This window comes from Actinomadura roseirufa (assembly GCF_900659635.1).
In the GTDB taxonomy this organism is placed as follows: Bacteria; Actinomycetota; Actinomycetes; order Streptosporangiales; family Streptosporangiaceae; genus Spirillospora; species Spirillospora roseirufa.
The window spans coordinates 1-2,467 of the sequence record NZ_CAACVB010000515.1 but is presented as its reverse complement, the minus strand read 5'-3'; the positions used below and the strand labels follow the sequence as shown (position 1 = coordinate 2,467).

Below are 2,467 nucleotides of genomic sequence, written 5' to 3'. Positions count from 1 at the left end.
CAGGGCAGCACCACCGCGCCGGCGCCGCGCAGCAGGCCCGCCACCTCCCCGGCGGACGGGCCGGGCGCGGCGGCGAACACCACCCGCAGCCGCGGGTCGGTGCCCGCGAGCCGCGCCACGTCCAGCAGGGGCTGTCCCGGCGACGCCGACTCCACCACCACCGCGATGGTGTGCCGGCTCCCCCGGGTCGCCCACCAGCTCGGGTCGGGACCGGCCAGGGCCCGACGCCATTCGAAGCCGGTTGTTCCCGTCAACGAACCCCCTAGTGCCCACGGATGAAGACATCCGTTCCTCCGTCACAGATCGAAAGATCTGTCCTTGAAACGAAGGTCTGCCGGGAGGCTTGACGAAAACTTGCAGTGTCCCTGACTCGATCAGTGAGGTCGTCCCAAGTTGGCCATGGGGAACACGACTCGATTCTGGCCAAAAACATCGGCTGGTGCGAAAATCGCACGCGGAGGCCATTTCCGCAAAAGGGGCGCCGGTGGAGTTCCGCGTCATAGGTCCCGTCGAGCTCTGGGCCGGCGGACGGCGACGCGATCTCGGAACGACCAAGGAGCGGTGCGTCCTGGCGGTCCTGCTGCTCTCCCCCAGGCAGTCCGTTCCCGCGTCGTCGCTCATCTCCCGGGTGTGGGACGACAACCCGCCGCCGAAGGCCCGGCAGAGCCTGTACTCCTACATCACGCGACTGCGGCACCGGCTGGCGGACCTGGACGGCGTCGAGCTCGGCTCCCGGCAGGGCACCTACCGCCTCGACGTCGAGGACGAGGCCGTCGACCTGCACCGCTTCGCGCTCCTGCGCGACCAGGCCCGCGCGATCGCCGAGAGCGGCGACGGCGAGTACGCGTTGGAGCACTACCGCCGCGCGGCCGGGCTGTGGCGGGCGATCCCGCTGGCCGACCTGCGCGGCGACTGGGTGGAGCGCACCCGCACGAACCTGGAGGAACAACTGCTGACGGCCACGTTCGAGCGCGCCGAGCTGGAGCTGCGGCACGGACACCACGCCGACCTGGTCGGCGAGCTCACCGCGCTGGCCGAGCGGTATTCCTATCACGAGCGGGCGGTGGAGCTGCTCATGGTGGCCCTGTTCCGGTCGGGGCGGCAGGCCGAGGCCCTGGACGCCTACCGGCGGATCCGCGCCGTCCTGGCACAGGAGGTCGGCACGGACCCGGGGCCGAACCTCCAGCGTCTGCACCAGCGCATCCTGCGAACCGACCCGGAGCTGCTGCGGATCCCCGGCTCGCGGTTCGCCGCCCGCCGCCGGCCCGACAACCTCCCGCCGGACGAGCGGACCTTCACCGGCCGGGAGGAGGAGCTGGACCGGCTCCTGGCTGCGGTGCCCGGCCCGGCCGAGCCGCCGCCGCAGGCGGGGCCGGCGGCGACCGTCCTCACCATCGACGGCATGCCGGGCGTCGGCAAGACCGCGCTGGCCGTCCATCTCGCGCACCGCCTGGCCGGGCGTTTCCCCGACGGCGCGATGTTCCTCGACCTGCGCGCGCACGACGCCGGGCAGCGGCCGCTCGACCCGGCGGCGGCCCTGGACGCGCTGCTGCGCGTGGCGGGTGTGCCGGCCGCGCGGATCCCCCGGACGACGGACGAGCGCGTCGCGCTGTGGCGGACCCGGCTGGCCGGCGCCCGCGCCGTCATCGTGCTGGACGACGCCACCGGGCACGACCAGGTCCGGCCGCTGCTGCCCGCGTCCGCCGGCAGCCTCGTCGTGGTCACCAGCCGTCGCCGGCTGACCGGGCTGCACGACTCGCATCCGCTGTCGCTGGACGTGCTGCCGCTGCGGGACGCGATGAGGCTGTTCACCGGCATCGCGGGCCTCGGGCCGGCGGCGGATCCGGCCGGCGTCGCGGCCGTGGTCGGGCGCTGCGGACAGCTGCCGCTCGCCGTGCGGATGGCCGCCAGCAGGCTGCGGCACCGCCGCGCCTGGGGCGTCGCGGACCTGCTCGCCCGGCTCACCTCCGACGACCGGCGGCTGGAGGAGCTCCGCGTGGAGGGCCGGGAGATCTCCGTCGTGTTCGAGATCTCCTACCGCGCTCTGCCGCCGGCGCTGCGCGACGCGTTCCGGACGCTCGCGCTGCATCCCGGCCCGGACCTGACCGCGCACGCCGCCGCGGCGCTCCTGGACCGCCCTGTCCACGAGAGCGAGCGCGTCCTGGAGGAGCTCCTCGACCGGCATCTGATCACCGAGCCGACCGGCGGCCGGCACCGCTTCCACGACCTCGTCGGCGACTACGCCCGCGGGCTCGCCGCCGAGGACTCCGCCGCCGTCCGACGCCGCGCCACCGAACGGCTCCTGGACTTCTACACCGAGGCGGCCGAGCGCGCGGACGCCCTGCTGTCGGGCCGGCGGCCGCCCGCCGCCGGGCCGCTGCGCCTGCCCCGGCTGGAGACCGAGGCGCAGGCGCGGGAGTGGCTCGCCGCCGAGCACGACTGCCTGCTCGGCGCGGCGCGGCACGCC

The 2,467-nt window shown here is 74.8% G+C and carries 2 protein-coding genes; one reads left to right on the top strand and one right to left on the bottom strand.

Features of this window, described 5'->3' with window-relative positions:
* A partial coding sequence (locus E1291_RS40970; RefSeq protein WP_370771131.1) for a hypothetical protein occupies positions 1–254 on the bottom strand: 254 nt, incomplete at its 3' end.
* A 230-nt stretch (positions 255–484) separates the two neighbouring features.
* Between E1291_RS40970 and E1291_RS40965 the strand changes: the two genes are divergently transcribed.
* Positions 485–2,467 (top strand): AfsR/SARP family transcriptional regulator (locus tag E1291_RS40965; protein WP_207401250.1); only part of this gene is annotated, 1,983 nt, incomplete at its 3' end.